At 65.0% G+C, this 23,591-nt stretch carries 24 protein-coding genes; 13 read left to right on the forward strand and 11 right to left on the reverse strand.

Annotated features, from left to right (window positions below):
- Nucleotides 1–29: 29 nt before the first annotated feature.
- Nucleotides 30–554, reverse strand: a complete 525-nt coding sequence (locus FAZ69_RS26425; RefSeq protein ID WP_136898054.1) for a gamma carbonic anhydrase family protein — start codon at nucleotides 552–554, stop codon at nucleotides 30–32.
- A 190-nt stretch (nucleotides 555–744) separates the two neighbouring features.
- Between FAZ69_RS26425 and FAZ69_RS26430 the strand changes: the two genes are divergently transcribed.
- From FAZ69_RS26430 to FAZ69_RS26475, 10 genes are all read left to right on the forward strand, one after another.
- A complete protein-coding gene (locus FAZ69_RS26430) occupies nucleotides 745–1,599 on the forward strand; it encodes a ferritin-like domain-containing protein (protein WP_136898055.1) in 855 nt (284 codons plus the stop codon).
- Nucleotides 1,600–1,713: 114 nt separating this feature from the next.
- Complete coding sequence (locus tag FAZ69_RS26435; protein ID WP_136898056.1) at nucleotides 1,714–2,598, forward strand: alpha/beta fold hydrolase; 885 nt, start codon at nucleotides 1,714–1,716, stop codon at nucleotides 2,596–2,598.
- Between the two features lie 94 nt (nucleotides 2,599–2,692).
- The gene (locus tag FAZ69_RS26440) at nucleotides 2,693–3,523 is read left to right on the forward strand and encodes a 3',5'-nucleoside bisphosphate phosphatase (RefSeq protein WP_136898057.1); all 831 of its coding nucleotides are present in this window, start codon (nucleotides 2,693–2,695) and stop codon (nucleotides 3,521–3,523) included.
- 93 nt (nucleotides 3,524–3,616) lie between these two features.
- On the forward strand, nucleotides 3,617–4,249 hold the full coding sequence (locus tag FAZ69_RS26445; protein WP_136898058.1) for an L-threonylcarbamoyladenylate synthase: 633 nt from the start codon (nucleotides 3,617–3,619) through the stop codon (nucleotides 4,247–4,249).
- A gap of 63 nt (nucleotides 4,250–4,312) precedes the next feature.
- Nucleotides 4,313–4,978, forward strand: a complete 666-nt coding sequence (locus tag FAZ69_RS26450) for a site-2 protease family protein (protein ID WP_136898059.1) — start codon at nucleotides 4,313–4,315, stop codon at nucleotides 4,976–4,978.
- A 4-nt stretch (nucleotides 4,979–4,982) separates the two neighbouring features.
- Nucleotides 4,983–6,185 (forward strand): tryptophan--tRNA ligase, encoded by a 1,203-nt coding sequence (locus tag FAZ69_RS26455; protein WP_136898060.1) that lies wholly within the window; start codon nucleotides 4,983–4,985, stop codon nucleotides 6,183–6,185.
- Between the two features lie 28 nt (nucleotides 6,186–6,213).
- On the forward strand, nucleotides 6,214–6,831 hold the full coding sequence (locus FAZ69_RS26460; protein ID WP_136898061.1) for a class I SAM-dependent methyltransferase: 618 nt from the start codon (nucleotides 6,214–6,216) through the stop codon (nucleotides 6,829–6,831).
- Between the two features lie 42 nt (nucleotides 6,832–6,873).
- A complete protein-coding gene (gene dapA / locus FAZ69_RS26465) occupies nucleotides 6,874–7,791 on the forward strand; it encodes a 4-hydroxy-tetrahydrodipicolinate synthase (RefSeq protein ID WP_136898062.1) in 918 nt (305 codons plus the stop codon).
- A 113-nt stretch (nucleotides 7,792–7,904) separates the two neighbouring features.
- The gene (gene bamC, locus FAZ69_RS26470; protein WP_136898063.1) at nucleotides 7,905–9,044 is read left to right on the forward strand and encodes an NlpB/DapX family lipoprotein; all 1,140 of its coding nucleotides are present in this window, start codon (nucleotides 7,905–7,907) and stop codon (nucleotides 9,042–9,044) included.
- Between the two features lie 7 nt (nucleotides 9,045–9,051).
- Nucleotides 9,052–9,825 carry an MBL fold metallo-hydrolase gene (locus FAZ69_RS26475; RefSeq protein WP_136898064.1) on the forward strand — a complete coding sequence of 258 codons (774 nt, stop codon included), beginning with the start codon at nucleotides 9,052–9,054 and terminating at the stop codon, nucleotides 9,823–9,825.
- Nucleotides 9,826–9,954: 129 nt separating this feature from the next.
- Here FAZ69_RS26475 and FAZ69_RS34075 read toward each other — a convergent pair whose 3' ends face one another.
- Together FAZ69_RS34075 and FAZ69_RS26490 are read right to left on the reverse strand one after the other, a co-directional pair.
- Nucleotides 9,955–10,218, reverse strand: a complete 264-nt coding sequence (locus FAZ69_RS34075) for a hypothetical protein (RefSeq protein ID WP_240702470.1) — start codon at nucleotides 10,216–10,218, stop codon at nucleotides 9,955–9,957.
- A 226-nt stretch (nucleotides 10,219–10,444) separates the two neighbouring features.
- Nucleotides 10,445–11,680 carry a cupin domain-containing protein gene (locus FAZ69_RS26490; protein WP_136898066.1) on the reverse strand — a complete coding sequence of 412 codons (1,236 nt, stop codon included), beginning with the start codon at nucleotides 11,678–11,680 and terminating at the stop codon, nucleotides 10,445–10,447.
- A gap of 32 nt (nucleotides 11,681–11,712) precedes the next feature.
- Here FAZ69_RS26490 and FAZ69_RS26495 point away from each other — a divergent pair, with 32 nt between their 5' ends.
- Complete coding sequence (locus FAZ69_RS26495) at nucleotides 11,713–12,258, forward strand: FKBP-type peptidyl-prolyl cis-trans isomerase (RefSeq protein WP_136898067.1); 546 nt, start codon at nucleotides 11,713–11,715, stop codon at nucleotides 12,256–12,258.
- On the opposite strand, the gene FAZ69_RS26500 is transcribed toward FAZ69_RS26495, so the two are convergent.
- From FAZ69_RS26500 to FAZ69_RS26515, 4 genes are all read right to left on the reverse strand, one after another.
- The gene (locus FAZ69_RS26500; RefSeq protein ID WP_136898068.1) at nucleotides 12,238–13,530 is read right to left on the reverse strand and encodes a hypothetical protein; all 1,293 of its coding nucleotides are present in this window, start codon (nucleotides 13,528–13,530) and stop codon (nucleotides 12,238–12,240) included. The genes FAZ69_RS26495 and FAZ69_RS26500 overlap by 21 nt on opposite strands.
- Complete coding sequence (gene mutS, locus FAZ69_RS26505; RefSeq protein ID WP_136898069.1) at nucleotides 13,517–16,195, reverse strand: DNA mismatch repair protein MutS; 2,679 nt, start codon at nucleotides 16,193–16,195, stop codon at nucleotides 13,517–13,519. The genes FAZ69_RS26500 and mutS overlap by 14 nt, the downstream gene beginning before the upstream one ends.
- Nucleotides 16,196–16,306: 111 nt before the next feature.
- Nucleotides 16,307–17,605, reverse strand: coding sequence for a lysophospholipid transporter LplT (lplT, locus tag FAZ69_RS26510; RefSeq protein WP_136898070.1), 1,299 nt, complete (start codon nucleotides 17,603–17,605; stop codon nucleotides 16,307–16,309).
- 183 nt (nucleotides 17,606–17,788) lie between these two features.
- A complete protein-coding gene (locus tag FAZ69_RS26515) occupies nucleotides 17,789–18,592 on the reverse strand; it encodes an inositol monophosphatase family protein (protein WP_136898071.1) in 804 nt (267 codons plus the stop codon).
- 353 nt (nucleotides 18,593–18,945) lie between these two features.
- Between FAZ69_RS26515 and FAZ69_RS26520 the strand changes: the two genes are divergently transcribed.
- On the forward strand, nucleotides 18,946–19,818 hold the full coding sequence (locus FAZ69_RS26520) for an RNA methyltransferase (RefSeq protein ID WP_439654804.1): 873 nt from the start codon (nucleotides 18,946–18,948) through the stop codon (nucleotides 19,816–19,818).
- Between the two features lie 165 nt (nucleotides 19,819–19,983).
- On the forward strand, nucleotides 19,984–20,751 hold the full coding sequence (cysE, locus tag FAZ69_RS26525; RefSeq protein ID WP_136898072.1) for a serine O-acetyltransferase: 768 nt from the start codon (nucleotides 19,984–19,986) through the stop codon (nucleotides 20,749–20,751).
- Between the two features lie 21 nt (nucleotides 20,752–20,772).
- On the opposite strand, the gene FAZ69_RS26530 is transcribed toward cysE, so the two are convergent.
- The 4 genes from FAZ69_RS26530 to FAZ69_RS26545 form a co-directional block, all read right to left on the reverse strand.
- A complete protein-coding gene (locus FAZ69_RS26530; protein ID WP_136898138.1) occupies nucleotides 20,773–21,540 on the reverse strand; it encodes a UDP-2,3-diacylglucosamine diphosphatase in 768 nt (255 codons plus the stop codon).
- A 68-nt stretch (nucleotides 21,541–21,608) separates the two neighbouring features.
- A complete protein-coding gene (locus tag FAZ69_RS26535; RefSeq protein ID WP_136898073.1) occupies nucleotides 21,609–22,103 on the reverse strand; it encodes a peptidylprolyl isomerase in 495 nt (164 codons plus the stop codon).
- A gap of 100 nt (nucleotides 22,104–22,203) precedes the next feature.
- Nucleotides 22,204–22,785: a peptidylprolyl isomerase gene (locus FAZ69_RS26540; RefSeq protein WP_136898074.1), complete on the reverse strand. Its 582-nt coding sequence runs from the start codon at nucleotides 22,783–22,785 to the stop codon at nucleotides 22,204–22,206.
- 36 nt (nucleotides 22,786–22,821) lie between these two features.
- A complete protein-coding gene (locus tag FAZ69_RS26545; RefSeq protein ID WP_136898075.1) occupies nucleotides 22,822–23,526 on the reverse strand; it encodes a tetratricopeptide repeat protein in 705 nt (234 codons plus the stop codon).
- Between the last annotated feature and the right edge of the window lie 65 nt (nucleotides 23,527–23,591).

A 23,591-nucleotide genomic window follows, 5' to 3' on the forward strand; every position in this document is an offset into this window, starting at 1 on the left:
TTTTCCTTGATTTGATGGCGCCCGGCCGGTTAGCCGATCCGCACGAGCTGCGCCTTGAAGTATTCGCGGCGCTGGGCATAGTTCTCCGTATTTCGGCGCATGCCGGCGATATCGGCTTCGCTCAATTCGCGCACCACTTTCGCAGGCGCGCCGAGAATCAGCGAGTTGTCGGGAAAGACCTTGCCTTCGGTCACGACGGCGCCTGCGCCAACCAGACAGTTGCGGCCAATCACCGCGCCATTCAAGACCACCGCCTGCATGCCGATCAGCGCCCCTTCCTTGACCGTGCAGCCGTGCAGCATCGCCTGATGGCCTACGGTCACGTTGGCTTCGATCGTGAGCGGGAAGCCGGGGTCGGTGTGCAGCACGGCGCCTTCCTGGACGTTGCTGCCCGTGCCGACGCTGATCAGCTCGTTGTCGCCGCGCAGCGCCGCGCCGAACCAGATGCTGGCGTTCTCCTCCAGCGAGACTTTGCCGATGATCGTCGCGGAATCCGCGACGAACACGCTTTCATGAATGGTCGGGGCGGAATCGCCGAGCTTGTAGATCGCCACAGTGTTGTCCTCGGGGAAGCGCCGGGGCGGCCGGTACAATGGCGCGCACGGCAGCAGCGCGCGAAACGTGCAGCTTTCGCTGCTTTCGCGGCGCAGGTTGGTCGGTCAATCGCGTATTGTAAACGGTTGCGCCGGAACGCCGGCCGATCGGCGCGGGCGCCATGCGGGTCGATTTCTCCATTTCTGGTTCATGACGTTGGCTGTTTCCTCTGTTTTCAGCGCGGCTTGCGTACGCAGCGCGGCGCTCGCTGTTTTGCTGGAGCGCGATCCGAAGGCGAAAGCCGAGGCGGCGCTCGCCCTTTATGCCCGCTTGATGGCGGGCGAGGCGGCGTGCTTGCCGTCGCTGGCGATTGACGAGCCTCCCGGCCTGCCGGGCCGGCCGGCGCGTCCCCAGCTCGTCGAGCCGCGGCTGCTGCAGCGGCGCAGCATGAAGTCGCCGGAAGGGCGGGCGGTGCTGCTGCACGCGCTTGCGCATATCGAATTCAACGCGATCAATTTGGCGCTCGACGCGGTATGGCGCTTTGCCGGCATGCCCGAAGCGTTCTACGCAGATTGGCTGAAGGTCGCCTCAGAAGAGGCCCATCACTTTTCCCTGCTCGTCGCTCGCCTTGCCGACTACGGGCACGCATACGGCGACTTTCCCGCGCACGACGGCCTATGGGACATGTGCGAGCGCACCCGCGGCGACGTGCTGGCGCGCATGGCGCTCGTGCCGCGCACGCTGGAGGCGCGCGGGCTCGATGCGTCGCCGCCGATTCGCGCACGGCTGCTCCAGGCGGGCGATCACGCATCGGCCGCGATTCTCGACGTGATCCTGCGCGACGAGATTGGTCATGTGCTGATCGGCAACCGCTGGTTCCGCTATGTGTGCGATCGGCAGGCGCTCGATCCGCATCAGGCCTACCTGCGTCTCGCCGAGCAATACCGTGCGCCGAAGCTGCGCGGCCCGTTCAATTTCGACGCCCGCCGCGAGGCGGGCTTCGACGCGGCCGAGCTGGCGGCGCTCGCCCAGCAGGATAGCGGCGCGGATCGCCGCGAAGAGTGAGTCTGGGCCGTATAGGCATTCGCCGCTGAACGTTTCCTCGGTATTCCGCGCCGCACCAAAATCCCGTCGTCTCGATATAATCGAACGATCATTCGTTTTTGTCGGGCTGCACCCATGAACCCTTCTGATTCCGACTTCGTCGCCGTGCGCGGCGTCCGGCTGCACGTGCGCCGCTGGGGCCGCCCCGATGCGCCCACACTTTTCATGCTGCACGGCTGGATGGATGTCGCGGCGTCGTTCCAGTTCGTCGTCGATGCGCTCGGCGGCAACTGGCAGGTGATCGCGCCGGATGCGCGCGGCTTCGGACTGTCGGACTGGCCGGTGGCCGAACGCGGCGGCGGCCACTATTGGTTTCACGACTATCTCGCCGATCTCGACGCGTTGCTCGACCATTACGCGCCGACGGGCCAGGTCAACCTCGTCGGCCACAGCATGGGGGCGAACATCGCGTGCCTCTACGCCGGCGCGCGGCCGGAGCGCGTGCGCAGGGTGGTGGACCTGGAAGGCTTCGGCCTCGCTCCGGCCGGCGCCTCTCAGATGCCACGCCGCCTGGGCGAGTGGCTCGACGAGATGCGCGATCCCCCGACGCTGAAAACCTATGCGTCGGTGGACGAGGTCGCGTCGCGTCTGGTCAAGAACAATCCGCGCCTCGCCCCGCAGCGAGCGCAATTTCTCGCGCAGCATTGGTCGAAGCTCGACGCCGACGGCCGCTACATGCTGCTGGCGGACCCGGCGCACAAACTGCGCGGACCATTGCTGTACCGCCTCGACGAGGTGATGGCCGTGTGGGCGACCATCCGTGCGAAGGTGCTGCACGTCGAAGCCGCAGGGTCGCCGACGCTCGCGATGCTCGCCGGCGCGATCCCGCTCGACGAATACAAAGCGCGTTTTCGCGCATTTCCCGATTGGCGGGAAAAGATCATCGACGATGCCGGCCACATGGTGCACCACGATCAGCCGGAGCAGATCGCCGCGTTGATCGAGGGTTTTTGCGCATAACGCGTGCTGCGCGCCGCTGCCGGCTCGGCGAATCGACCCGTGGTTCGCATGCCGCATTGCAGTAGAATGAAGGCGCTATCTCAAACAACTGACAATGAACGCCGATCTGCACTGCCATTCGAACGTTTCCGACGGACTGTTCGCGCCTGCCGCCGTCGCCCGCCGCGCGCGTGACGGCGGCGTGACGCTGTGGGCGTTGACCGATCACGACGAAGTCGGCGGGCAGGCCGAAGCACGCAGCGCCGCCGAAGCGCTCGGCATGCGTTATCTGTGCGGCGTTGAAATCTCCGTCACGTGGGCGTCGCGCACGGTGCATGTCGTCGGGCTCAATGTCGATCCGCGGTGTCAGGCGCTTGTCGACGGCCTTTACGCGACGCGCCACGGGCGCGCCGGTCGCGCCAAGGCGATTGGCGAGGCGCTCGGCGAGCTCGGTATTCCCGATGCCTACGAAGGCGCGTTGCGATACGTCTCGAATCCCGATCTGATCTCGCGTACGCACTTCGCCCGGTTCCTGGTCGAGAAGGGCTTTGCGGCATCGACGGCCGACGTGTTCGACCGCTTTCTCGGCGACGGCAAGCCCGGCTACGTGCCGCACCGGTGGGCCAAGCTCGCCGACGCAGTCAACTGGATCAAGGCCGCGGGCGGCGAAGCGGTCGTCGCGCATCCCGGCCGCTACAAGTACACGCCCGTCGAGTTCGACGCGTTCTTCGCGGAGTTCATCGACTTGGGCGGCAAGGCGATCGAAGTCGTGACCGGCAGCCACACGCCGGACCAGTATCGCGAGTATGCGGAGGTGGCGCGCCGCTTCGGTTTCGAGGCCTCGCGCGGCTCGGATTTCCACGCGCCGGGCGAGGGTTGCATCGAGCTGGGCAGCCTGCCGCCGTTGCCGTCCGATCTCAAGCCTGTCTGGGAGCGCTGGCTGTAGCGCTTGCCTGGCCGCTGCGCTGGTGCGCGGCGGCATGCCCGGGTCGTGCGCGAGGCGCGCCGCCCGCTGCCTCACTATCCCGACCCGTTTCCCATGTCCCAATTTTTTCGGATTCATCCCGACAATCCGCAGCCGCGCCTGATCGCTCAGGCGGTCCAGATCGTCAAGGACGGCGGCGTCGTGGCGTTGCCGACCGATTCGAGCTATGCGCTAGCCTGCCGGCTCGACGACAAGGATGCCGTCACGCGCCTGCGCCGCATCCGCGGGCTCGACGAGCGGCAGCACCTGTCGCTCGTCGTGCGCGATCTATCGGAGCTCGCGAACTTCGCGATGGTCGACAACCGCCAGTTCCGGCTCATCAAATCGGTGACGCCGGGGCCGTATGTGTTTTTGCTGCAGGCGACGAAGGAGGTGCCGAGGCGCTTGTCGCATCCTCAGCGTCGCACGATCGGTCTGCGCGTGCCTGACCATGCGATCACGCTTGCGCTGCTCGAAGCGATCGGCGAGCCGCTGATCGCGACGACGCTGATCCTGCCGCCGGACGCCGATCCGCTCAACGACCCCGAGGAAATCCGCGCGCGACTCGAAAAGCAGCTTGACCTCGTGATCGACGGGGGCGCTTGCCCGCGCGAGCCGTCGACCGTGATCGACCTGACGGGCGACGAGCCCGTCCTCGTGCGAGCCGGACGCGGCCGGCTCGAGCCATTTGGATTGTCCGCGGCGTGACGCGCGACGAGCAACAATGAAAGCGAGCGGCCGCTTGTCACCTGCTTGATACAATAACGCGCTATGGATTCTTCATTGATACAGACAATCGCGGTCTACGCATTGCCGGTGATTTTCGCGATCACGCTGCACGAGGCGGCGCACGGCTACGCGGCGCGCCTGTTGGGCGACAACACCGCTTACATGATGGGACGCGTGTCGTTCAATCCGATGCGCCACATCGATCCGCTCGGCACGATCGCGATTCCGCTCATCCTCTATTTCGCCACTGGCGGCGCGCTGATGTTCGGCTACGCGAAGCCGGTTCCGGTAGCGTTCCGCAACCTGCGCAATCCGCGCTGGGGGAGCCTATGGGTCTCGCTGGCCGGACCGGCATGCAATTTCGTGCAGGTGCTCGTGTGGGCGCTGGTCGGCGTCGCGCTGGCGCTCCTGTCGATCGACGAGCCGTTTTTCGTGCGCATGGCGCAGGCCGGCATCGGCGTGAACCTGGTCCTCGGCTTCCTGAACCTCTTTCCGCTGCCACCGCTCGACGGCGGCCGTGTGCTGGTCGCGCTGCTGCCGCCGCGTCCGGCGATTGCGCTCGCACGCCTCGAGCCGTACGGATTTTTCATCGTGATGGCGCTCGTGATGACGGGCGTCCTGACGAAGTTCTGGCTGAGCCCGCTCGTCGGCCTCGGTTACGATGCCGTGCGGGCCATCATGACCCCTTTCGTGTCGCTCCTAAACTAAAACCATGTTCCCAGACCGTATTTTCTCCGGCATGCGGCCCACCGGGTCGCTGCACCTCGGCCACTACCACGGCGTGCTGAAAAACTGGGTTCGGCTGCAATCCGAATATCCGTGCTTTTTCTGCGTGGTGGATTGGCACGCGCTGACCACGCACTACGAAACGCCAGAAGTCATCGAGAAGAGCGTCTGGGAAGTGCTGATCGACTGGCTCGCGTCGGGCATCGATCCCGCGCAGGCGACGCTCTTCATCCAGAGCAAGGTGCCCGAGCACGCCGAGCTGTCGCTGCTGCTCGGCATGAGCGCGCCGCTCGGCTGGCTCGAACGCGTGCCGACCTATAAGGAGCAGATCGAAAAGCTCAAGGACAAGGACCTCTCGACCTACGGCTTCCTCGGCTACCCGGTGCTCATGGCCGCCGACATCCTGCTGTACCGCGCCTCGCTCGTGCCGGTGGGCGAGGATCAGGTGCCGCACGTCGAGATGACGCGCGAGATCGCACGCCGCTTCAACCATCTGTACGGGCGCGAGCCGGGCTTCGAGGAGAAGGCGCTCGAGGCGGCCAAGAAGCTCGGCGGCAAGCGCGCGAAGCTCTATCACGAGCTGCGCAACGCCTATCAGCAGGAGGGCGACGACGAGGCGCTCGAACAGGCTAGGGCGATGCTGCAGGAGTCGCAGAGCCTGTCGATGAGCGACCGCGAGCGGCTGTTCGGCTACCTCGAAGGCGCGCGCAAGATCATTCTCGTCGAGCCGCAGGTGCTCCTGACCGAGGCGTCGCGCATGCCGGGCCTCGATGGCCAGAAGATGTCGAAGTCCTACGGCAACACGATCGGCTTGCGCGAGGACGCGGAGACGATCACGAAGAAAGTCCGCACCATGCCGACCGATCCTGCGCGCGTGCGCCGCACCGATCCGGGCGATCCGGACAAGTGCCCGGTGTGGCAGCTGCATCAGGTCTACACCGACGAGACGACGCACGACTGGGTGCAAAAGGGCTGCCGCTCGGCGGGTATCGGCTGCCTCGAATGCAAGCAGCCGGTGATCGAGGGCATCCTGCGCGAGCAGCAGCCGATGCTCGAGCGCGCGCAGAAGTACATGGACGACCCGTCGCTGCTGCGCGCGATCGTCGCCGACGGCTGCGACAAGGCCCGCAAGTTCGCGACCGAGACGATGCGCGACGTGCGCGAGGCGATGGGCCTCTCGTACAGCTGATCGGGCCTGGCGTGGAGCGCAGCGAGCGATGAGCGAACCGACGGCACTGGCTGCCGAGCTGCACGGCAACGGGCTCGAGCCGTCGCGCTGGGTGAGGCGCTGGGCGCATCTCGTAGCGGCGGGCGGCGCGGTGCTCGACGTCGCAGCGGGTGGCGGGCGCCACGCGCGCTGGTTCGCCGCCCGGGGGCACCGGGTGACGGCGCTTGACCGGGACGCCGCCGCGCTTGCGGCGATGACCGGCGTGGCGGGCATCGAGACTATCGCTGCCGATCTGGAGGATGGCAGCCCGTGGCCGTTGCCGCCCGACTCGGGATTTGCCGCTGTGGTCGTGACGAATTATCTGTACCGACCCTTGTTCCCCCGGCTGATCGACGCGCTCGCGCCGGGCGGCGTGTTGATCTACGAGACGTTCGCTGCCGGTAATGAGACGGTCGGCAAGCCGTCGAACCCGGCGTTCCTGCTCGCCCCGGGCGAGCTTCTGGACGCGGTGCGGCCGCGCCTGCGCGTCGTCGCTTTTCAAGATGGATTCCTGGCAATCCCGCGCGCCGCTTTCGTTCAGCGGATTTGTGCGGTTCGAGAGGCGGAACCGTCGGTAATCGACGCGAAGGGAGCCCTGGTTCCCCCGCGTTACGATTTGGCTGGCTAATCCGCTACAATCCCGATTTACCGATTAAATTCAAAGCATTTCATGACTCACGGCAACCAAAGCGGCACCCAGGACAGCATTCGAATCCGCGGCAGCATCCCCGCCATCGTGACCCCGATGCTTGAAGACGGCGGCCTCGATCTGCCGGCGTTCCGCAAGCTGATCGACTGGCACGTCGAAGAAGGCACCAATGCGCTGGTAGTGGTCGGCACGAGCGGCGAATCGGCGACGCTGTCGGTCGAAGAGCACATCCTGATGGTCAAGACGGCGGTCGATCACACGGCAGGGCGCATCCCCGTGATCGCCGGCGCAGGCGGCAACTCCACCTCAGAGGCGATCGAGTTGACCGAGCGGGCGAAGGCCGTCGGCGCCGACGCCACGCTGCAAGTCGTGCCGTACTACAACAAGCCGACGCAAGAAGGCATCTACCGCCACTTCAAGATGATTGCCGAAGCGGTGGATCTTCCCGTCATCCTCTATAACGTGCCGGGCCGCACCGTTGCCGACATGTCGAACGAGACGATCCTGCGGCTCGCCCAAGTGCCGGGCATCATCGGCGTGAAGGAGGCGACGGGCAATATCGACCGCGCCGCGCACCTGATCAAGTCGGCGCCGGCTGGCTTCGGCATCTACAGCGGCGACGATCCCACCGCGATCGCGCTGATGCTCCTCGGCGGCCACGGCAACATTTCCGTCACGGCCAACGTCGCGCCGCGCGCGATGAGCGAGCTCTGCAAGGCCGCGCTGGCTGCCGATGCGAAGACGGCCCGCGAGATCCACCTCAAGCTGTTGTCGCTGCACAAGAACCTCTTCATCGAATCGAATCCGATTCCCGCCAAGTGGGCCCTGCAAGAGATGGGCAAGATGCAGGGGGGCATCCGCTTGCCGCTGACCCCGCTCGATGTGCGCTATCACGATGTGGTGCGCGCGGCATTGCGCGAAGCGGGTCTTTTGGGCTGAACGCTGCAGCCCGTCGAGCGCCGCTAACCGGCATTCCCTTAACCGACGTCGACCCTCGACTCACGTTCCCGGCACCGTTGCAGGCAACGCGTTCCAGCATCACGAAGGACTTCATGAAACGTTCTGCTCTCTCCACCCACGCCACCCGCATGGCGGTGCTGGCGCTTGCGCTTTGCACGCTCGCCGGCTGCGACACGTTGAACGACTGGTTCGCGTCTGATCGCGTCAACTACAAGGCCACGGGGTCGGCGCCGCCGCTTTCCGTGCCGAGCGATTTGAATCCGACCGCGATGAACCAGCAGTTCACCGCGCCGCCGGTCACCACCCCGCTGGGCGGCGCGCCGACGCTGTCGAAGACGGCGGCGGGCAATACGGTCGAAGGGGTGCCCACGGCGCAAGATCCCTACGGCGTGCACGTCGAGCGCGACGGCGACCGCCGTTGGCTGGTCGTCGACGGACGCACGCCCGATCAACTGTGGCCGATCCTGCAGGAATTCTGGAAAGACAACGGTTTCTCGCTGAAGACCGATGCGCCGGCCACCGGCATCATGAGCACCGACTGGGCCGAGAATCGGGCGAACATCCCCGACGACTGGTTCCGCCGCACGATCGGCAAGGTCATAGACTTCGCGTACTCGTCGGGTACGCGTGACAGCTTCCGTACGCTCGTCGAACGCGCGCCGAATGGCGCCACCGACATTTCGATCACGCACAGCGCGATGGAAGAAGTGTTGACGGGCCAGGACAAGTCATCGTCGCGCTGGATCGAGCGGCCCCGCGATCCGGCGCTGGAGGCCGTGTTCCTCGACAAGCTGATGCAGAAATTCGGCCTGACCGACGCGCAAGCCAAGCAACTGCTCACCGACGCTCGCCCGTCGACTGCGACGGCGCAAGTCGATATGGCTGCGGGCGCGACGACGCTCGACTTGTCCGAGCCGTTCGACAGCGCATGGCTGCGTGTCGGCCTTGCGCTCGACCGGACCAACTTCACCGTCGACAATCGCGATCGCGAGAAGGGCATCTACTACGTGCGCTATGCCGATTCGATGCAGGAGCTCAAGCGAGAGGGCATCTTAGGCAAGCTGTTCTACGGCGGCCCGACCGCGCAAAAGCCTGGCCACGAATTCCTCATCAACGTGCGTTCGAAGAGTGCGGACGTCACGCAAGTGGCGGTTGTCGATGCGAATGGGCAGGTCGACACGTCGTCCGAAGCGCAGAAGATCGTCTCGCTGCTGCACGCGCAGCTCAATTAAACGAGCCGTGCGTTTCGCCAGCCTGGGCAGCGGCAGCGAGGGCAATGCCCTCGTCGTCGAGGCATCGGACGGAATCTCGACGACGCGTGTCCTGCTCGACTGCGGTTTTTCTGCGAAAGAGCTGGAGCGGCGGCTTCTCAGGCTCGAGCTGGGCGTCGAGCAACTCGACGCGATTCTGATCACGCATGAGCACAGCGACCACATCGGCGGTGCGCTGACGCTCGCACGTAAGTGGTCGTTACCGCTCTACATGAGCTGGGGCACGGCGCGAGCAGTCGGCGCGGACGATGCCGATGTCGATTTGCACGTGCTTTGGGGCGAGGAAACGGTCGCCATCGGCGACCTCGAGGTCTTGCCTTATACGGTGCCTCACGACGCGCGGGAACCGCTTCAATTTGTGTTTTCGGATGGAGCTTGCCGCTTGGGCGTGTTGACGGACGTCGGTACCTCGACGCCTCATATCAGCGCCATGCTAAGCGGTTGTGACGGTCTCGTGCTCGAATGCAACCACGACACCAGGATGCTGGCCGATAGCCGCTATCCGCAGTCGCTGAAGGCGCGCATCGGCGGCAATCATGGACACCTTAACAACGACGCGGCGGCGGACATTCTCGCGTCGCTCGATCGCTCGCGCTTGAAGCATCTTGTGGCCGCGCATCTGAGTCAGCAGAACAACCTGCCGGAGCTTGCCCAAGCAGCGATGGCGCGCGTGCTCGGGGCGGCGGTTACGGAGGTGGTGGTCGCTTCGCAAGAGGAAGGGTTCGGCTGGCTAAGCCTTTAATTTATTTCGCTTATTGCGGTTTATCAGCCGGCTCGACGTTCCCCTGCCGGGCAGCGCGCTTTCAGAATTTGCAGGCAACAAAAAACCGGCCCGAAGGCCGGTTTTTTGTTGCCACGTGCAACTGGCAGCTTACTGGCTTGCGCCCGAAGCCGGAGCAGCAGCCGAAGCGCCAGCGTCCGACGCGGCAGCAGCCGGTGCCGAAGCAGCAGCGCCAGTGTCGCTCGCAGCAGCAGCGCCCGAAGCAGCGCCCGTGTCCGAAGCAGCAGCGGCCGGCGCCGAAGCGGCAGCCGAAGCGTCGCTAGCGGCCGGGGCGGCCGCTTGGTCGCTGCTCTTGTTGCAAGCGGCCAGGGCCACAGCTGCCAGCAGGGATGCTACGAGGAGGGATTTCTTCATGATCACGTCCTTTTATGGTTAAAGGTAAGCAACAGCGCGAAATAATACCGGTAATGTGCTCCAACACCAACCTGGGCCGCTGGTGGGATGCACTTCAGAGCGTGAATCTTCCCTACGGCTTGGGCGGAAATTATATGCACTTTCGTACCGACCGTCGACAAACCAGGGTCAATACGTTGTCTTTCTCATACAAAATATTGTGTCAACGAACAACAGGTGGAGAACTTTACGCGAATTCGCCCACTTGTACCCAGCCCGCACAATACCATTCGTGCAGCAATGCTGTCACCGCCCCATCCCCCGAGAGTGTTACAAACCGTTTCGCCCCCAGACGCCGTGCGTCGGCCAGCTCCGCGAGCCATTTTTGCCCGCGCAAAAGCCGTTCTTCTTCGCCGTTGATGAAGTACGAATGGGCCCCATACAGCAACACTGTTTTTCTATCGAGCCGGATCCCCGAGCGGGACGCATTTCGAATAAACGCGGCTTCGCTCAAGTGACGGTGCGGCGGATCGAATACGACGTTCGCTTTCGGCTCGCTCAAGTAGCTTCCCAAAAACGATGCCACGTCTCGCTCGGTCCATTTGACCTGCGCAAGGATCGCGCCAACGCGCTCGATGAGAGCTTGCGGCAATTGTGCCGGTGTCGTCACCGCAGGCTGCCGAGGGTCCCGGTAGCGTTCGTCCTTGAGCGAGCTGTTCATGGCCTCGCCGCGCTCGGCGAGATGATAGAGGAACTGGCCGGTCAGCTCGTTGGCGGAGGGGGCTCGAAAGCCGATCGAACACGTCATGGATTCGCCTTCGGCGATGCCGTCGTGGGCGATGTGCGGGGGCAGGTACAGCATGTCGCCCGGTTCGAGCAGCCACTCTTCGTCGGGCTCGAAATGCTGCAAAACTTTCAACGGCAGCCCCGGTTTCAGCGACAGGTCTTTTTGCGCGCCAATGCGCCAGCGCCGTTTGCCGTGAACCTGCAGCAGGAATACGTCGTAGGAGTCGAAGTGCGGGCCGACGCCGCCGCCGTCGGTCGCGTAGGAGATCATCAGATCGTCGAGGCGGGCATCGGGAATGAAGCGAAAGCGGTCGAGCAGCGCGCGGGCGCGATCGTCATGCAGGTTGACGCCCTGAACAAGAAGCGTCCATTCGCGGCGTTTTGCCGATGGCAGCTCGCTTGGCGCGAACGGCCCATGCTCGAGCCGCCAGGCGTCGCGAAAATGTGTGATCAGCCTGGATTCGGCATCGTCGCTGTCGGCCAGCTCGAACAATTCGTCACGTGTGAGCGGCGGCACGATGCCCGGAATGGCCTTGCGGATCAGTAGCGGTTTTTTCTGCCAATACCGGCGCATGAATTGCGACGGTGCGAGGTTGCCGAGCAAGGGCACAGGCACATCGGGAAGCGGGGGCGAATCAATCGATTTGGCGGGGGGCGCCGTGGTGCCGGCGAGGTCGTCTTGGGGCCGCTTGGGCATCGTATAATGGGAGCTGTATTTTGGAGAATCGAATGAAAATCGCAAAGAATACCGTCGTATCGGTCGCCTACAAGCTGTCGGATGCGCAAGGCAACCTGATCGAGGAGAGCGAAGAGCCGATGGTCTATCTGCACGGCGGCTATGATGGCACGTTCCCCAAGATCGAGGAAGAACTCGACGGTCGCGAGCCCGGTTTCCAGACGCAGATCCAGCTCGATCCGCAGGACGCCTTTGGCGAGTACGACCCGGAGCTCGTGAAGATCGAGCCGCGCAACCGTTTTCCCGAGCCGCTCGAAATCGGCATGCAGTTCGAAGGCACGCCGGAAGAGGGCGACGAAGATGTTGATTCGCTGATCTACACCGTCACCGATCTCGCCGAGGATAAAGTCGTGCTAGACGGCAACCATCCGCTCGCCGGCATGGCGCTGCGTTTCGCGCTGACGGTCAAGGAAGTGCGCGAAGCCACGCAGGACGAGATCGAACACGAGCACGCCCACGGCGCGGACGGCCTCGAAGTCATCGATGAAGACGAGGACGATAACCAAGAGGGCGGCGGCTCACGGCCCACGTTGCATTGACGAACTCGCGGGCGCGGCGCCGTCGGGCGCCGGCGCCTGCGAAGCCGGATTCGAGGGCGGCGGCAGCATCGGTGGTACGCCCTGATTGTTCTGTGGCGGGAGCGGCTGCAGGTCCGAAGCAGGCAGCGCGGGCATCAATCCCGACGCATCGGGCACCGGCGGCACGGCCGGCTCCTCGCTGGGCGCTTCCGTTTGCGGCGCGGCCGGCACCGGTAAATTCCTCGGCACATTTCTCAGGCTGACCCTGAAGGGCGGCTGTCTGGCGAAATCCGCATCGATCTGAACCCATTGCTTCAAGCGATCGTGAGGCGCGATGGCGATGCGCGTCAGGTTCATGGCGCGCGCGCCTTTGTCGTTGTAGAGCGGCTGGTCGATCAGGAAGCCGCCCGTCAGGCGCCTGTCGTCACAGTGGACGAGCAGCACAGGGCCGTGAAACGTTTCTGCCAGTTTGACCAGGCTGCGCTTGAATTCCAGATAGCCGTCGCGCGCGCGCGCGCGTTCAAACCGCAGCCATGCGAAGCGATCCGGACGTTCGTACTGCTTCAGATCCGGCGCCCCCTGGATAAAAACGACCACGGCGCGCGCGTCGCGGCGCTTTGCATATTCGGCGGCGTGCTCGAGCCAGAACGCCGTGGCGACGACACGATCTTCGAATTCCCCATTGCGTCCGCCTGCGCTCAGGTAGTGATTGTTTTCGCCGGGCACGTTCAGGCCGATGAACACCGTGTCGCCGATCTGCCAGCGGATGTTTTCCCGGTAGGGCCGAAAGCGTGCGACCTCGCTTTCGCGCGTCAGCGCGAGCGGATTCTGGCCCATCGACGTCGTGTCGGCGAGCATCGTCTGCCTTAGAAAGTCGAGCCGCTCGACCGCATCGTAGCCGCCCGCTTGCGGCTGACCGCAGGCAACCCAGTCGTGGCCACCAGGGATGAAGAAGAGTGGTGCGCGCGATGATTCGAGCACTTGCTGACGTTGCTCGTAAAGCGTATCGCGGCAGGCTTCCGACGCGCTCTTGAGGTTGCCGTCGTAGACGACGAACGACATCTGCTTCTCGAGGCCGATGGCTTCGAGCAAGCGCTGGGTTGGCGCTTCGTCGGCGGGGTCTTCCAGCGTGTTGCCGATCACCGAAAAGCTATAGCGGGGCGCGGCGGCGTTTGCTCGGCTGGCCGGAGCCAGGCAGCACACGAGCGCGACGGCAAGGGCCGCCGCGCCGTGCGCGATGGGCTGGCGCAGGCGTGTCGCCTGGGGCCGCATGCGGCGCTCAGCGTTGCGCATCCGGCTTCGTGCTTACGAGCTCATGCAGTTCGTAAAGCAGATCGAGCGCCTCGCGCGGCTTCAGATCGTTCGGATCGATGGCGCGCAGCTTGTCGAGCGCGGGGTGCGCTTGCGAGGCGGGCTGCTCGATTTCATCATCGGGCGCATCTTCCACATAGGCGGGTTCGGCGAACAGATCGAGTTGCGGCGTCGCGTGTCCCACCGACTGTTGCTCCAGATACGCAAGATGCTTGCGCGCGGCGCGAATCACGGGCGAAGGCACGCCGGCCAACTGGGCGACCTGCAGGCCGTAGCTCTGGCTGGCGGGCCCTTCGTTGACGGCGTGCAGGAAGACGATCCCGTGCCCATGCTCGACGGCGGACAAGTGGACGTTGGCCGCGTGCGGGAATTCGGCCGGCAGTTGCGTCAACTCGAAATAGTGCGTGGCGAAGAGGGTGTAGCAGCTGTTGTGCGAAAGCAGGTGGCGCGCGATCGCCCACGCGAGCGCGAGGCCGTCGAAGGTCGATGTGCCGCGCCCGATCTCGTCCATCAGCACGAGGCTTTGCGGCGTCGCGTCGTTGAGGATCGCGGCCGCTTCCGTCATTTCGACCATGAATGTCGAGCGGCCGCCCGCGAGATCGTCCGCGGCGCCGATGCGCGTGAAGATGCGGTCGATCGGCCCGAAGCGGGCGCGCCGCGCCGGCACGAAGCTGCCGGCATAGGCCAGGAGCGCGATCAAGGCGGTCTGGCGCATGAAGGTCGACTTACCGCCCATGTTGGGGCCGGTGATCAACAGCAGCTTGCGCTCGTTGGTCAGGCGACAGTCGTTCGAGATGAACTGCTCGACCTGCGCTTCGACGACGGGATGCCGGCCCTGTTCGATCTCGATGCCGATCTCGTTGGAGAATTCCGGCGCGACCCAGTCGAGCGCGCGGGCTCGCTCCGCCAGCGCAGCGAGCAAGTCCAGCTCGGCGAGCGCTGCGGCCACGCGCTGACATTCCGCGATGAAGGGCAAAAGCCCTTGCAGCAGCGCGTCGAAGAGCGCGCGTTCGCGGGCCAGCGCCCGTTCCTGGGCGGAGAGCGCCTTGTCCTCGAACGTCTTCAGCTCGGGCGTGATGTAGCGCTCGGCGTTCTTGAGCGTCTGGCGGCGGCGGTAGTCGTCCGGCACCTTGTCGGTCTGGCCGCGCGTGACTTCGATGTAGAACCCGTGGACCTTGTTGTACTCGACGCGCAGATTCGCGATGCCGGTGCGGGCGCGTTCGCGTGTTTCGAGATCGATCAGGAACTGTCCGCAGTTCTCCGAAATATCGCGCAATTCGTCGAGCTCCGGGTCGTAGCCGCGGGCGATCACGCCGCCGTCGCGCACCATGGCGGCCGGCTCGGCGGCGACGGCGCGGGTCAGCAGGTCGACGCAATCCGCAGGCGGTTCGAGTGCGGCATCGATGCGAGCGAGTGCGTCCGCGTTGGCCGTAACGGGGGACAGTCTGGCGCGCAGCGCCGGCAGCGCGATGAACGTATCGCGCAGGCTCGACAAATCGCGTGGCCGCGCCGACAGTAGCGCGAGCCGCCCGGTGATCCGCTCGACGTCCGCGATCTGGCGCAATGCGCTGCGCAGCGAGTCCAGACTCGCATCGACGGGCACCTCCAGCAGCGCGCCGATCGCCTGCTGACGCATTTGTGCGACCAGCGCGTCGCGTGGCGGATGATGCAGCCAGTGACGCAGCAAACGGCTACCCATAGCCGTGCTGCAGGTATCGAGGAGCGAAAAGAGCGTCGGCGATTCGGTGCCGCGCAGCGTTTCCGTCAGTTCCAGATTGCGGCGCGTGGCCGGATCGAGGCCGATGTATTCGGATTCGTACTCGACCTTGAGGCTGCGCACGTGGCGCAACTGCTGTCCCTGTGTGGCCGACGCGTATAGCAGCAGCGCGCCGGCCGCGCCGCACGCGCTCGTCAGCGTTTGCGCGCCGAAGCCGTCGAGCCCCGCGACGCCCAATTGGTCGCACAGGCGCTGCGTGCCCGATGCGACATCGAAATGCCACACCGGCACCCGCGTGAGCGCGCCGGCCGCGACCGAGGGGGAGAAACCGGCAGGCGCGTCGGCGACGAGAATTTCGGCCGGGCGAATGCGCTCGAGCGCGGCGCCGACCTGGTCCGCCGCAACTTCCGCAAGACGTAGTGCGCCGCTCGCGAGGTTGAGCCATGCCAGACCGACGTTCGTCACGACCCCGCGCTTGTTGTGGCCCGGAGAGAGCGCGAGCAAAAAGACATCGCTCTTGTCGGACAGCAGGGCGGCATCGGTGAGCGTGCCTGGTGTGACGACGCGCACGACCTTGCGCTCGACGGGGCCCTTGGACGTGGCCGGGTCGCCGATCTGCTCGCAGATCGCGACCGATTCGCCCAGCTTCACGAGCTTCGCGAGATATTGCTCGACGGCGTGATGCGGCACCCCCGCCATCTTGATCGGGTTGCCCGCGGAGGCGCCGCGCTGCGTGAGCGTGAGGTCGAGCAGGCGAGCGGCTTTTTCGGCATCGTCGAAGAAGAGCTCGTAGAAGTCGCCCATTCGATAGAAAACCAGTGTGCCTGGATGCTCCGCTTTGATTCGGAGATATTGCTGCATCATCGGCGTGTGCTGCGCTACGCTGCTGGCGGCGCCGGCTTCGCCGGTCGCTTCAATTGGATTGCCCATGTATGTGTCTTGCTGTGCCTATATAGGCCGAGAGTTTAACCCGCGCGGGTCGCGCTCGATCCTTGGACGAACGGCTAATGCGAGCATGCCGCGCGAGCGCTGCGCCGACATTCATTCCTCGACGAGCGCCCGTAGATTCACCTTGCGCGCATTCGCCATGCTGCGACGCTTCGCGAGCCAGATCATCAGGCAGATGAAGCTGCCGAAGACGACGATGATCCACTGCGCCGGCATGTTCGCGGTCAGGAGCAGGGCGTACGCGCCGAGCATCAGCAGCACCGCGAGATTCTGATTGAAGTTCTGCACCGCGATCGAATGGCCGGCGGTGAGCAGCGCCGCGCCGCGATGCTGCAGGAGCGCGTTCATCGGCACGATGAAGAATCCCGCGAGACCGCCTAGGCCGATCATCAACGGATAGGCGAACACGATGTAGAACGGCGCGAACAGGCTGCCGATCCGCAGGCCGGAGCCCGCCGGGAAGAGTCCCTTGCTGTAGAACGCGATCGCGACGGCGAACAGGCCGCAAGCGATGCCCACCGGCAGGACCTTGAGTGAGCGCACGAGCGGTATCCAGGCCGCTGCCGCAGCCGCGCCGACCGCAATGCCAATGCCGGTCACCCCCTGCATCACTGCGGCCTTCGAGAGCGACAGCCCCAGGTTCGACGCGGCCCACTTGAGCACCAGCAACTGCAGCGTGACAGCCGCGCCCCACATGAGCGTCGTCACCCACAGCGCAATCTGCGCGAGCTTGTCGGTCCACAGCACATTGAAGGCGTGCACGAAGTCGTTCACGAGCTTGCCGGGTTCGCGCAGGCGATTCGGATAGCGCGCGCCGGTGTCGGGAATGTCGATATTGATGAGCGCCGCCACGGCGTAGGTGAGCATGACGGCGAGCATCGCGAGATCGGCGGCCGAATGCACGAGCGGCCAGTGCACGTGCGCGACGAAGCGCTCGGCGATGGGGCTGATCAGCGCGCCGCCCAGCATGGTGCCGAGGATTGTCGAGAGGACCGTGGCCGATTCGAGCCAGGCGTTTGCGGCGATCAGGCGCTCGGCCGGCAGCAGCTCGGTGAGAATGCCGTATTTGGCGGGCGAGTACGCCGCGGCGCCGAATCCGACCACGCCGTAGGCGATCATCGGATGGACGCCCGCGATCATCAGCAAGCAGCCGCACGCCTTCAGCGCATTCGACGCGAACATCACGTGGCGCTTTTGCAGCGCATCGGCGAAGGCGCCGACGAACGGCGCCAGCAGCACGTACGAGACCGTGAAGAAGATCTGCAGGAGCGGTGTGACCCAAGGCGCAGAGCGAATGACGCTGAGCAGCGCAATCGCGGCGATCAACAGCGCGTTGTCGGCGAGCGACGACACGAATTGCGCCGCGATGATCGTGTAAAAGCCTTTTTTCATGTGGCGGGCGGGAACTGCGGGTTGCCGAGGCGGCCATCGCTGTTTCGGCAAGCATGGAAATCGTGGTGCGCGGCGAGCGCGCCCGCGTCCTCGCCGCGGCGAGGGGCGGATAGCGCGTGCACGAAGAGTTGCAACACAGCCTTATAACAAAAAAGCGGCCGCAGCCGCTTTCGTCGCCTTACATCATGCTGCCGCTTGCCGGGTACGGCTGTAAGGGCTCAGGATCGGCACCATTTGCGCGTACACCTTCGGGTTCGCCGCGACGATCTCGCCGAGATGCAGGAATTCGGAGTCGCCCGTGTAGTTGCCGACGAGGCCGCCGGCTTCGGTGATCAAGAGGCTGCCTGCCGCCATGTCCCAGGCGTTGATGCCTTGCTCGAAGAAGCCATCCATGCGGCCCGCAGCCACATTGGCGAGGTCGAGCGCGGCGGCGCCCGGGCGGCGCAGGCCCGTGCACGCGTGGGTCATCTCCGCGAACAGGCGGCAATAGGCATCGAGGCCGTCCTTCTCGCGGAACGGGAAGCCCGTGCCGATCAGCGAATCGGCGAGCCGGTCGCGGCGGCCGACGCGGATGCGGCGATCGTTGAGGTATGCGCCGCGGCCGCGCGAGGCGGTGAAGAGATCGTTGCGAGTCGGGTCGTAGACGACGGCCTGCGTGACAATGCCCTTGTGGGAGAGCGCGATCGACACGCAGTAGTACTGGAAGCCGTGGATGAAGTTGGTCGTGCCGTCGAGCGGATCGATAATCCACTGGTACTCGGATTCATTTTCGGAGCGGCCGGATTCTTCGGCGAGGATGGCGTGATCGGGGTAGGCGGTCTTGATCGTATCGATGATCGCCGCTTCCGATGCCTTGTCGATCTCCGTGACGAAATCGTTGTGCTGCTTCTTGCTGACCTGGATCAGGTCGAGATCGAGCGAGGCGCGGTTGATGATCTGTCCGGCGCGGCGGGCGGCCTTGACGGCGATGTTGAGCATGGGATGCATGAGCCTGGTTCCTTGTGCCGGGCATGCACAAGCGCTGCCCGGTAATGAGCTAAACCGGCCGGAACGCGTGAACGGTCACGAATTCCGTCGACGGAGACGAATTGAAGAAGAGCGGGGCGTAGGCTGCTCGCCGATCAACGACGGGGCGGCACGCGCGAATGTGCGTGATTTTACCCGAGTCGGGCATATTCCGGCAGAGCTTCGCATGCCGGTGGCGTCTGGCTTCGCTCGGTTCGGCTTTGCACCAAGTTTGCGCGAACTCGTGCGCCGCGCACAACCTGGCCGAACGGCAGATTGGGTTCGCCCTGGGTTGGCGATACCATACTTACTTCCCGCAGATCTCCTCGGCGCGGATTGCGCCGGCTGCACGTCACGGTTTTTCTCTTGTCATCTTGAATCATCCAAATACACCACATCGCCCGCCGGGCGGCGAGCCGTCGGCCGTAACAGACAATGCCGATTGTGCCGGCGCGCCGCGCGGCGGGTTCACGTCGACGCGCTTCGTACTCGTGGAGCCGAGCCATCCCGGCAACGTGGGCGCCGCGGCGCGCGCGCTCAAGACGATGGGCTTTTCGCGGCTCGTGCTCGTCGCGCCGAGGGTCGCGCACGTGCAGAGCGATCCGGAGGCTATCGCCATGGCGAGCGGCGCCGACGACGTGCTCGCCTCCGCCCACGTCGTGCCGACGCTCGCCGATGCACTGACGGGCGTGCATTGGTCGATCGCGCTCACGGCGCGGCTGCGCGAGTACGGGCCGCCGCAGCTCGCGCCGCGCGTGGCTGCCCAAGAGGCATTCCGGCACGCCACGAACGGCGACATCGCGCTCGTGTTCGGCAACGAGCGTACGGGCTTGTCCAACGAGGATGTCGAACGGTGCAGTGCACTCGCGCACATTCCGGCCAATCCGGCCTACAGCTCGCTCAATCTTGCACAGGCGATCCAGGTGCTGACCTACGAACTGCGCATGGCGTATCTCGGCGAGCCGGGCGGCGAGGCGCCTGCCGGCGCGGGCGGCCCGCGCGCCTCCAGTGACGAGATCGAGCGGATGTTCGTTCATTTGGAGAACGCGCTGATCGCGCTGGAGTTTCTCGATCCCGCCAATCCGAAGAAGCTGATGTCGAGACTGCGCCGGCTTTTCGCGCGCTCGGGGCTCGAGCGCGAGGAGGTCAACATCGTGCGCGGCATCGCCAAGCACATCTTGCTGAAGGCGCGCGATCAGGAGAGGTAGCAGCGGGCCCGAGCGCGAAATACCCGCGCGCGTATTGTGGCGAAGAAGCGAGTCAAGCACATCGGCTTGCTTCGCTCTAAAATCGGCGTTCGTCATAAGCATATGAGCGGAACTGCTGTTCCGCGCTTTCGCCGCCGCGACCGGCTCACCCCTACGATCACGACCATGTTCACGAGACTTCGCGAAGATATCGCCACGATACGCGAGCGCGATCCCGCCGCTCGCAGCGCCTGGGAAGTTCTCACGTGCTACCCGGGCCTGCACGCGTTGGTTCTGCATCGGTTCGCCCACGCCTGCTGGCGCGGCAAGCGCCGCTGGCTGGCGCGGTTCGTATCGCAGGTGGCGCGCTTCCTGACCGGCATTGAGATCCACCCAGGCGCGACAATCGGCCGGCGCGTGTTCATCGATCACGGGATGGGCGTCGTGATCGGCGAGACGGCCGAGGTCGGCGACGGTTGCACGATCTACCAGGGCGTAACGCTCGGCGGGACCTCGCTCACGCGAGGCGCGAAACGTCACCCGACGCTCGAGCGCGGCGTGATTGTCGGGGCCGGTGCGAAGGTGCTGGGCGGCTTCACGATCGGCGCCGAGGCGAAAATCGGCTCGAATGCCGTCGTGGTAAAGCCGGTGCCCGCGGGCGGCACCGCCGTCGGCAATCCCGCGCGCGTCGTGATGCCCGCCGATACCAAGCGCACGCCGGAACGCGCCGGGTTCTGCGCGTACGGCATCACGCCGAACGCCGACGATCCTGTGTCACTGGCGTTGCATGGCCTGATCGATCACGCCGCGAAGGAAGCGCAGCGTGTCGACGAAATCGTCGCGGCGCTCGAGCGGCTCGGTGCGCGCCTGGAGGCGTTGCAGGGCGCGGATGCGGCGCTCCTCGACTTGCGGCGCTTGTCGGCGGCGATCGAAGGGAAAGCGGTGCAGGAATAAGCGGTGCAGGAATGATGCCGCTCAATCGAGCGGCAGCGCGCGGATGCCTTCGGCGTCGATGCGCAGATAGCCGCCGCGCCGTTTGCCGTGGTCGAGATCCCAGTCGGGCAGCACCCAGCGCGTGCCGCCGCTTTCCTGGTGGCGCGCCGGGCGGTGCGTGTGTCCGTGGATCATTGTCGATGTCTTGCTTGCCTTGAAGAGCGTTTCCACACCTTCGGGCGTGACGTCGTAAAGCGGCGAGACAGGACGCGTCCGCCCTTCTTCGCTCGCGCTGCGCATCCGCTCGGCGAGCGCGCGCCGCCATTTGAACGGCCACGCCAGAAACAGCAGTTGTGCCACGCGGCTGCGCGCGAAGCGGCGAAACGTCTGATATTTCCTATCCGCGGTGCAAAGCGCATCGCCGTGCGCAAGCACGATGCGCGAACCGAATGCCGTCATGACGAACGGGTCGGGCAGCCAGATCGCGCCGGCCGCTTTCATGAAGCGCTTGCCCAGCAGGAAATCGCGATTGCCGTGCATGATGTAGAGCGCGATGCCGCGCTCGGACAGCGTATGCATCAGCGCCGCCATGCGTGCGGCGAAGGGGTCGGCGAAAAGCATGTCGTCGCCGATCCAGTACTCGAACAGGTCGCCGAGAATGAAGACGGAATCGGCGTTGTCGGCCGTCACGCGGACGAAGTGCTCGAACGCGGCGACCGTGTGCGGAATCGCCTCGCTCAAGTGAAGGTCGGAGATGAAGAGCAGCGGGCGCGGCGCGTGCGGGCGCGTGCGGCCGACTTCGTCCGGCACGCCCGCCGCGACGCTGCGCGGCGTGTCCGTGCGCCCCGCGGCGCTCTTCTCACGTAAGTAACTCGTGCTCAATCGACGATGACAGCCTTTTCGATCACGACATCCTCGGCGGGCACGTCCTGATGGAAGCCCTTCGAGCCCGTCTTCACTTTCTTGATCTTGTCGACGACCTCGATCCCTTCGACGACCTTGCCGAACACGGCGTAGCCCCAGCCTTGCGGCGTCGGCGACGAGTGGTTCAGGAAGTCGTTGTCGTTCACGTTGATGAAGAATTGCGCGGTGGCCGAGTGCGGATCGTTCGTGCGCGCCATCGCAATCGAGCCCTTCACGTTCTTCAGGCCGTTGTTCGCTTCATTATCGATCGGGGCGTCGGTCGGCTTCTGCTTCATGCCCGGCTCGAAGCCGCCGCCTTGAATCATGAAGCCGTCGATCACGCGGTGGAAGACCGTGTTGTCGTAATGGCCTTTCTTCACGTAGCTGAGGAAGTTCTCGACCGATTTCGGCGCCTTTTCGGCGTCCAGTTCGAGCTTGATGATGCCGTGGTTCGTGTGCAGTTCGACCATGATGCGATCCTTGAGTAGAGGGAGGGGGCGGGCGGGGCCGCGCGAACTACGCTGTATTCCGTTACGTTAGCGCGTTCCCGCCGGTTGCGTCAGCAGCCTGTTATTTGGATACCACCGCCGCCGATTCGATCACGATCGGCGTTTGCGGGACGTCCGCCATCGGGCCACGCGTGGTGGTCGGCGTGCCTTCGATCTTCTTTACGACGTCCATGCCCGAGGTCACCTTGCCGAACACGGCGTAGCCGTTGCCGTCCGGGTTCGGGTAGTCGAGGCCGGCGTTGTCGACGGTATTGATGAAGAACTGCGCGGTGGCCGAGTTCGGATCGCTCGTGCGCGCCATCGCGATTGTGCCGACGGTGTTCTTCAGGCCGTTACGGCTTTCGAGCGGAATCGGCGCGCGTGTCGGCTTCTCGACGTAGCTCGCCGTGTAGCCGCCACCCTGGACCATGAAGCCCGGAATCACGCGATGGAAGATCGTGCCGCTGTACTGGCCGGACTTCACGTAGTCGAGAAAATTGGCGACCGTCTTCGGCGCCTTCTCGGGATAGAGCTCGACGCGGAAGTCGCCGTCCGTCGTCTTGAAGAGGACGGTCGGATGCGCGGCGGGCGCGGCCGTTTGCGCAAACGCGGGCGCGTTCGCGATCAGAGCGGCGCTGCCGAGCGCCAACAACAAGCTTTTCATGGAATTCCTCAGGGTGGAGAAAAAGAAGCCGCGCGCTCACTGCGACGGCGCGACGTAAGGAGGCATGGCCAGCGACCCGTTCGAGACGCCGTATTGGTACGACGGCGTGGAATTGACCGGGAACGACGGCACGGCAGCCGAGGCCGGCTTTGCCGCGGCGGTCTTTTTCGCCGGGACGGGCGGAGCGATCACTTTCTGGAGATCGGCAAGGCGCTGCGCGGTCGCGCCGCTCGCGTGGCCGAGTGCCTGCGCTCGCTTGTACGATTCGGCGGCGAGCCGCAGGTACAAGTCGCCGAGATTTTCGTAGGCGAGGCCGTAGCTCGGATTCACCTTGATGGCCGTCTCGAGCGCGGCGCGCGCATCTTCGTAGCGGCCTTCCTTTGCATAGAGCGTCGCAAGGTTGTTGTACGGCTCGGGCAGTTCCGGATAGGTCTGCGTCAGCTCGACGAATTGCCGGATCGCGTCGTCGTCGCGATTCAGGTGCGCGAGCACGGTGCCGCGCTTGAACTTTGCCTGCGCATCGCGCGGGTGTGTCTTGATGCGCTCGTCGAGCTGGATCAGCGCCGCATTCCAGTTCTGGCTGGCGATCGACGCATCGAGCTGCGGCGTGCCGTCGGCGACCGCGGTCGACACTTGTTGTGCGTGCGCGGAGAGGCCTGGCAGCGCGGTCAGAGCAATGCCGCACAAGATAGACGCGGCGAGGGTCGCAGCGCGTGGCGCGCGGCCGCTGGAAGGTTTCATAGGCTTAAGTCGGGATGTTATACTCCGACCCATTCTAACAAAACGTCTGCTGGTTTCCTCGAACA

Source organism: Trinickia terrae (assembly GCF_005144415.1).
Lineage (GTDB): Bacteria > Pseudomonadota > Gammaproteobacteria > Burkholderiales > Burkholderiaceae > Trinickia_A > Trinickia_A terrae.